Source organism: Haemophilus sp. SZY H56 (assembly GCF_054332415.1).
In genome coordinates this window covers 91,457-98,442 of the sequence record NZ_JBTGNX010000009.1, presented here as the reverse complement: position 1 = coordinate 98,442, position 6,986 = coordinate 91,457, and the positions used below count along the sequence as shown (strand labels likewise).

Below are 6,986 nucleotides of genomic sequence, written 5' to 3'. Positions count from 1 at the left end.
TTTACCGTGGTCAACGTGGCCGATTGTACCCACGTTTACGTGCGGTTTTGTACGTTCAAATTTTTCTTTAGACATTTGTTTAGTTTCCTAGAAAATGCTCTATAAGCCATTCAACTTATTAGAGCGGATTGTTACAAAAAATTATTTTTTACGCGCTTCAATTACTGCAGCAGCAACACTTGTTGGGGCTTCAGCATATTTTAATGGTTCCATTGAGTATGATGCACGACCTTGAGTTTGTGAACGTAAGTCTGTTGCATAACCGAACATCTCAGAAAGTGGAACTTCTGCATCGATTTTAACAACGAATTCGTTCGCTTCTTGACCGTTAACCATAGCACGACGACGGCTTAAGTCACCGATTACATCACCAACATACTCAGGTGGAGTTTCTACTTCAACTTTCATGATTGGCTCAAGTAGAACTGGGTTTGCTTTAGCGAATGCTGCTTTAAATGCTAAAGAAGCGGCTAATTTAAACGCTAATTCAGATGAGTCAACATCATGGTATGAACCGAAGTGTAAACGTACACCAAGATCGACTACTGGATAACCCGCTAACGGACCAGATTTAAGCTGTTCTTGGATACCTTTATCAACCGCAGGAATGTATTCACCAGGGATTACACCACCTTTGATTTCGTTTACAAATTCGTAACCAGGACCTTCTGGATCTAATGGATATAAGTCGATAACAACGTGACCATATTGACCGCGACCACCAGATTGTTTTGCGTGTTTACCTTCCACATCGTTAACACGAGTGCGGATAGTTTCACGGTAAGATACTTGTGGTTTACCGATGTTAGCTTCCACTTTGAACTCACGTTTCATACGGTCAACGATGATATCTAAGTGTAACTCACCCATACCAGAAATAATGGTTTCACCAGATTCTTCATCAGTGTGAACACGGAATGAAGGGTCTTCTTGAGCAAGACGACCTAATGCAAGACCCATTTTTTCTTGGTCAGCTTTAGTCTTAGGTTCTACTGCTACAGAGATTACTGGCTCTGGGAATTCCATACGCTCAAGGATGATTGGTGCATCGATAGCACATAATGTATCACCCGTAGTTACATCTTTTAAGCCGATTGCTGCAGCGATATCGCCCGCACGAACTTCTTTGATTTCTTCACGTTTATTAGCATGCATCTGTACGATACGACCAAAACGTTCACGTTTTTGACGTACAGAGTTTAATACGGTATCACCAGAGTTAATTACACCTGAGTACACACGGAAGAAGGTTAAGTTACCTACGAATGGGTCAGTTGCAATTTTGAATGCTAATGAAGAGAATGGCTCATCATCGCTTGCGTGACGTTCACCTTCAGTTTCATCTGGATTGATACCTTTGATTGCTGGAATATCAGTCGGTGCTGGTAAGTATTCAACAACCGCATCAAGCATTGCTTGAACACCTTTGTTTTTGAATGCAGAACCACAAGTTACCAAGATGATTTCGTTTGCTAATACGCGTTGACGAAGACCTGCTTTGATTTCTTCTTCGCTTAACTCTTCACCACCAAGATATTTTTCCATTAATTCTTCAGTTGCTTCAGCTGCTGCATCAACAAGGTTTTGACGCCATTCTTCACAAGCTGCTTGCATATCTGCAGGAATATCTTCATAAGTGAAAGTCATACCTTGGTCTGCTTCATTCCAGTTGATCGCTTTCATTTTGATCAAATCAACAACACCAGTGAAGCTTTCTTCTGCACCGATTGGAAGTTGAAGAGGAACAGCATTAGCACCTAAACGAGTTTTAAGTTGATCAACAACACGTAAGAAGTTAGCACCAGTACGGTCCATTTTGTTTACAAACGCGATACGTGGAACTTGATATTTGTTAGCTTGACGCCATACAGTTTCAGACTGAGGTTGAACACCACCAACCGCACAGTAAACCATTACCGCACCATCAAGAACACGCATAGAACGTTCTACTTCAACAGTAAAGTCTACGTGTCCCGGGGTATCGATAACGTTGATACGGTGTTGTTGGAACTGTTGTGACATACCAGACCAGAATGCGGTAGTTGCCGCAGAGGTAATGGTAATACCACGTTCTTGTTCCTGTTCCATCCAGTCCATTGTCGCTGCACCATCGTGTACTTCACCAATTTTGTGACTTACACCAGTGTAGAATAAGATACGTTCAGTGGTAGTAGTTTTACCAGCATCAATGTGCGCACTAATACCGATATTACGATATCTTTCAATAGGGGTTGTACGAGCCATTATTATAACCTTGTTAAGTTTAATATCTGTTTATATAAGGGTAAGGCTTCATCGAGGATGAAGCCCTTAAATTTTAAAAGCGTATTACCAACGGAAGTGAGCAAATGCTTTGTTAGCTTCAGCCATACGATGAACGTCTTCACGTTTTTTCACTGCTGCGCCTTTGTTATCTGATGCATCAGATAATTCATTTGCAAGACGTAAAGCCATTGATTTATCACCGCGTTTACGTGCCGCTTCAACGATCCAACGCATACCTAATGCGTTACGACGAACTGGACGTACTTCAACTGGCACTTGGTAAGTAGAACCACCAACACGACGAGATTTAACCTCAACAGTTGGGCGAACGTTTTCAAGTGCAATTTCAAATGCTTCTAAAGGTTCTTTACCTGTGCGTTCTGCAAGTTTGTCTAACGCACCGTAAACGATGGTTTCAGCAACGGATTTTTTACCGTCTACCATTAATACATTAATAAATTTTGCAAGTAACTCTGAACCGAACTTCGGATCTGGAAGAATCTTGCGTGGTTCAACACTACGACGACGTGGCATTGCGAATTTCTCCGTATATTTAATCTTCAGGATATCCAAAACTCTATAAAAATTAACCGCACTTTAAAGTGAGCTAATGTGATACTGGAGTTTCTGATTTAAATTTTTACTAATTTAGACGTTTGGCCTTACTTAACGGAGTTCCATTAAGCTTTAGGACGTTTAACGCCGTATTTAGAACGACCTTGTTTACGATCTTTAACGCCTGCACAGTCTAATGCGCCGCGTACAGTGTGGTAACGCACACCCGGTAAGTCTTTAACACGACCACCACGGATAAGCACAACACTATGCTCTTGAAGGTTGTGACCTTCGCCGCCGATGTAAGAAGTTACTTCAAAGCCATTAGTTAAACGAATACGACATACTTTACGTAATGCTGAGTTCGGTTTTTTAGGTGTAGTTGTGTATACACGAGTGCACACACCACGTTTCTGCGGGCAAGCCTCTAATGCAGGAACGTTACTTTTTACAACCTTTTTCACACGCGGTTTGCGTACTAGCTGGTTGATAGTTGCCATTAAAAAAGCTCCAGTTTAAATGTTATTCATAATAGAATGTTTGTTACAAAATCTATCTTTCCATCCAATAGACAGAAGAAATAGACGCTGAATTTTAATGGTTTCACCTAGTATTGTCAATATTTAAACAAAAATGGATCGCAGAGGATCGCTTGTCAAAAAAGCTACGCCAAATGAGCGGTCCTTTTAAATTAATTGCCTGTCTTTAGTTGGGGTTTTATAATTTTAACTAAAATAATTTTGGGCAAAATTTATGTTACGTTCATTCCTCTACCATTTACGTTATTTTTATCATAAAAAGCTTCGACAAACCCATCGTATCTCTCATAAAACACTCGAATTTGTATGTTTACTGATTGGTGCGACATTTGTTGCCCTATTTTCCTTTGGATTTGCGAAACTCGCCGATATCGGACTTGAATTTAATGCCTATTGGTCTGCTAAATATCCTCTCACCGTTTGGATCGTTTTACCGCTTGGTCTTGCTTTTCTCACCTGGTTTACCGCCAAATACACACCTTATGTTGGTGGCAGCGGTATTCCACAAGTGATTGCCTCCATCAATCTTCCTTACAGTGGCTATAAAACGAAACTTGTTAAATTTCGCCAAACCATTTGGAAAATTCCACTTACTTTCTTTGCAATGGTTATCGGTGCGTCTGTTGGACGTGAAGGGCCTTCTGTTCAAGTGGGTGCAGCGGTTATGCTCGCTTGGGGAAATTTCTGTCGTAAATATAACTTCGCTTTCCGTGGTTTAAGTACGAATGAACTCATCGCAACCGGTGCAGCAGGCGGTCTTGCTGCCGCCTTTAATGCCCCTTTAGCTGGGGTCATTTTTGCCATTGAAGAACTTGGTCGAGGCGTGATGTTACGCTGGGAAAGGCGTGTATTACTCGGTGTATTAGCGGCCGGTTTTATTTTAGTGGCGATTCAAGGCAATAGCCCTTACTTTCCAGCCTATAAAGGTGCGACTTCTATTCCTTATTTATATCTTTGGCTTGCCATTTGTGGCATCGTCTGCGGTGTACTGGGTGGTATATTTGGACGACTCCTTGCCAAAGGGCTCGCGGGGCTTTCTCCACTCAAATGGCGTGATTGGATCCGCAAACACCCAATTTACATTGCCTTATTACTCGGTTTAGTACTTGCCGCAATGGGTACCTACAGCGAAGGGCAAACTTATGGAACGGGCTATAATGTGGTTGCAAGAGCATTAGAAGGACAACTCGTTTCACCTGAAGTGGGAATACTAAAACTCTTCGCAACGGTTACGACGTATTGGAATGGCATCGCGGGCGGAATTTTTACGCCATCTCTCACTACTGGTGCGGGTATCGGCACTATGTTATGGGAAATCAGTAACGGCATGGTCGATCAACGTTTCTTGGTCATTTTATGTATGGCAGCCTTTTTAGCTGGAGGCACACAATCCCCTGTGACAGCCAGCGTAGTAGTAATGGAAATGACGGGGGCCCAACCCGTGCTGATTTGGCTCTTGATTTCCAGTATTATTGCCTCCATAATTTCGCGCCAATTTAGTCCGAAACCTTTTTACCACTTTGCGGCTGGACGTTTCCGCCAACGAATGCAGGAACAACAAGCAGAAGATCTTCGCCGTAACAAAATTCAAGAGAAATAAAATATGTCAGAAAATCAGCCGCACTTTTATCGTGGACGCTTTTCCGTTGCGCCAATGTTAGATTGGACAACACGCCATTGTCGCTATTTTCATCGCCAATTTAGTAAACATGCGTTGCTTTATACTGAAATGGTTACGGCTCCCGCCATTATTCATGCCAAATACGATCATTTAGATTTTGATTTGCAAGAAAACCCAGTTGCCTTACAACTTGGTGGAAGTGATCCCGCACAGCTTAAACATTGTGCCAAATTAGCCGAAGAAAGAGGCTATCATGAAATTAATCTGAATGTGGGTTGCCCGTCTGACCGCGTGCAAAATGGTATGTTTGGTGCTTGCTTAATGGCAAAAGCGAATTTAGTAGCAGAATGTATTGCAGAAATGCAACGTGTCGTGAATATTCCTGTCACCGTGAAAACTCGTATTGGCATTGATGATTTGGATAGCTATGAATTTCTCTGCGACTTTATCGAAAAAGTCCATCACGCAGGCTGCCAAGAATTTATTGTTCATGCACGAAAAGCCTGGCTTTCAGGATTAAGCCCAAAAGAGAATCGCGAGATTCCCCCTTTGGATTATGAGCGTGTTTATCAATTGAAAAAAAACTTCCCGCAGTTGACTATTGCAATTAATGGCGGCATTAAAACCATCGAAGAAATGAAACATCATTTACAATTTGTTGATGGCGTGATGGTTGGGCGTGAGGCTTATCAAAATCCGTCGTTATTGGGCTATGTTGATCAAATGCTTTTTGATGCCAATGCGGATATCGTCACACCAAGACAAGCGGTGGAAGCCATGTTCCCTTACATTGAAAAGCAACTGAGCCAAGGTGTTTATTTAAATCATATCGTTCGACATATGCTCGGTGCATTCCAAAACTGCAAAGGAGCAAGACAATGGCGACGCTATTTAAGTGAAAATGCCTTTAAGCAAGGGGCGGGAATTGAAGTGGTTGAAACGGCATTAAGCTTTGTGGAAACGAATTAAGCCTAAAATGCAAAGTGCGGTCAGAATTTAACAAATTTTCTGACCGCACTTTTTTTCCGAGTATTTAATTAGCACTGATATTTCTGACGATATGCCACTAAATCTTCAATCGTTAATACCACATAACCAAATTTTTTCGCAAATTCGATAATTTCTGGTGCACGCGCCATGGTGCCATCATCATTCGTGATTTCACAAATCACACCCGCTGGCTTAAAACCACTTAAACGCGCTAAATCAACCGAAGCTTCGGTATGACCGCGACGGGCTAAAACCCCCCCTTCTGCGGCGCGTAATGGAAAAACATGGCCTGGACGATGAAGATCTGTCGGTTTTGCCTGATCTGCAATCGCAGCTTTAATGGTTGTTACTCGATCTTGTGCTGATACACCTGTTGACACACCTTCTGCTGCTTCAATTGTCACGGTAAACGCGGTTTTATTCACGCTATTATTATGCTCAACCATCGGCGGTAAATCAAGCTGTTTGCATTGTTCATCGGTGATACATAAACACACGATACCGCTGCCATAACGAATAAGTTTTGCCATTTGTTCTGGGGTAATGGTTTCCGCTGGGAAAATTAAATCGCCTTCATTTTCGCGATCTTCATCATCCAATACTAATACGCCATTACCTTGTTTGAATGCGTTCAATGCGTTAATTACCCGTTCTTCGCCGGTCGCACCAAATGCAGATAAAATTGACTGATTCATCGTAATTTCCTTTGTTGTTACGTTAAAATTAACCAGAATCAGGGCTGAGAAATGCAAATAAACAGAACGGAATTGGGAACCCAATCCGTTTTATTCTCTTTCATCCAGACTATACTGTCGGCTTTGGAATTTCACCAAATCTGCTAACCTTAAAACGATCAGAAACAATTTCGTCAAAAACATGATCAAAACTGTCCGCACTTTTAAGCGCTCGTGGGCTATCACCACCGGTAGGGAATTTCACCCTGCCCTGAGAATGCAGGTCGTAGTATAACGCAAAATGTCGCTGTAAAAAATCATTCAATGAAAAATGTTTTTATT

The 6,986-nt window shown here is 41.9% G+C and carries 6 protein-coding genes, 1 pseudogene and 1 riboswitch; of the genes and pseudogenes, 2 read left to right on the top strand and 5 right to left on the bottom strand.

The window, feature by feature from the left end:
- The 4 genes and pseudogenes from ACXVWP_RS08075 to rpsL all read right to left on the bottom strand — a co-directional run.
- Positions 1-75, bottom strand: a pseudogene (locus ACXVWP_RS08075) (GTP-binding protein); the annotation flags it as partial.
- A 66-nt stretch (positions 76-141) separates the two neighbouring features.
- Entirely contained in the window at positions 142-2,244 is a 2,103-nt protein-coding gene (gene fusA / locus ACXVWP_RS08070; RefSeq protein ID WP_128787828.1) for an elongation factor G, read from the bottom strand.
- Between the two features lie 84 nt (positions 2,245-2,328).
- Positions 2,329-2,799: a 30S ribosomal protein S7 gene (rpsG, locus tag ACXVWP_RS08065; RefSeq protein WP_005699184.1), complete on the bottom strand. Its 471-nt coding sequence runs from the start codon at positions 2,797-2,799 to the stop codon at positions 2,329-2,331.
- A gap of 146 nt (positions 2,800-2,945) precedes the next feature.
- Entirely contained in the window at positions 2,946-3,320 is a 375-nt protein-coding gene (gene rpsL / locus ACXVWP_RS08060; protein ID WP_005543325.1) for a 30S ribosomal protein S12, read from the bottom strand.
- 253 nt (positions 3,321-3,573) lie between these two features.
- Between rpsL and ACXVWP_RS08055 the strand changes: the two genes are divergently transcribed.
- Both ACXVWP_RS08055 and dusA read left to right on the top strand, forming a co-directional pair.
- On the top strand, positions 3,574-4,959 hold the full coding sequence (locus tag ACXVWP_RS08055; protein ID WP_149785897.1) for a chloride channel protein: 1,386 nt from the start codon (positions 3,574-3,576) through the stop codon (positions 4,957-4,959).
- Between the two features lie 3 nt (positions 4,960-4,962).
- Positions 4,963-5,949, top strand: a complete 987-nt coding sequence (gene dusA, locus ACXVWP_RS08050; protein ID WP_289902435.1) for a tRNA dihydrouridine(20/20a) synthase DusA — start codon at positions 4,963-4,965, stop codon at positions 5,947-5,949.
- A gap of 68 nt (positions 5,950-6,017) precedes the next feature.
- On the opposite strand, the gene ribB is transcribed toward dusA, so the two are convergent.
- Positions 6,018-6,665 (bottom strand): 3,4-dihydroxy-2-butanone-4-phosphate synthase, encoded by a 648-nt coding sequence (gene ribB / locus ACXVWP_RS08045; RefSeq protein ID WP_289902434.1) that lies wholly within the window; start codon positions 6,663-6,665, stop codon positions 6,018-6,020.
- An 88-nt stretch (positions 6,666-6,753) separates the two neighbouring features.
- A riboswitch (FMN riboswitch) is annotated at positions 6,754-6,927 on the bottom strand.
- Between the last annotated feature and the right edge of the window lie 59 nt (positions 6,928-6,986).

Coding starts and splice junctions, on each gene's coding strand:
- dusA (WP_289902435.1), top strand. CDS start 4,963: ATGTCAGAAAATCAGCCGCACTTTTATCGTGGACGCTTTTCCGTTGCG.
- ACXVWP_RS08055 (WP_149785897.1), top strand. CDS start 3,574: ATGTTACGTTCATTCCTCTACCATTTACGTTATTTTTATCATAAAAAG.
- rpsL (WP_005543325.1), bottom strand. CDS start 3,320: ATGGCAACTATCAACCAGCTAGTACGCAAACCGCGTGTGAAAAAGGTT.
- rpsG (WP_005699184.1), bottom strand. CDS start 2,799: ATGCCACGTCGTCGTAGTGTTGAACCACGCAAGATTCTTCCAGATCCG.
- ribB (WP_289902434.1), bottom strand. CDS start 6,665: ATGAATCAGTCAATTTTATCTGCATTTGGTGCGACCGGCGAAGAACGG.
- fusA (WP_128787828.1), bottom strand. CDS start 2,244: ATGGCTCGTACAACCCCTATTGAAAGATATCGTAATATCGGTATTAGT.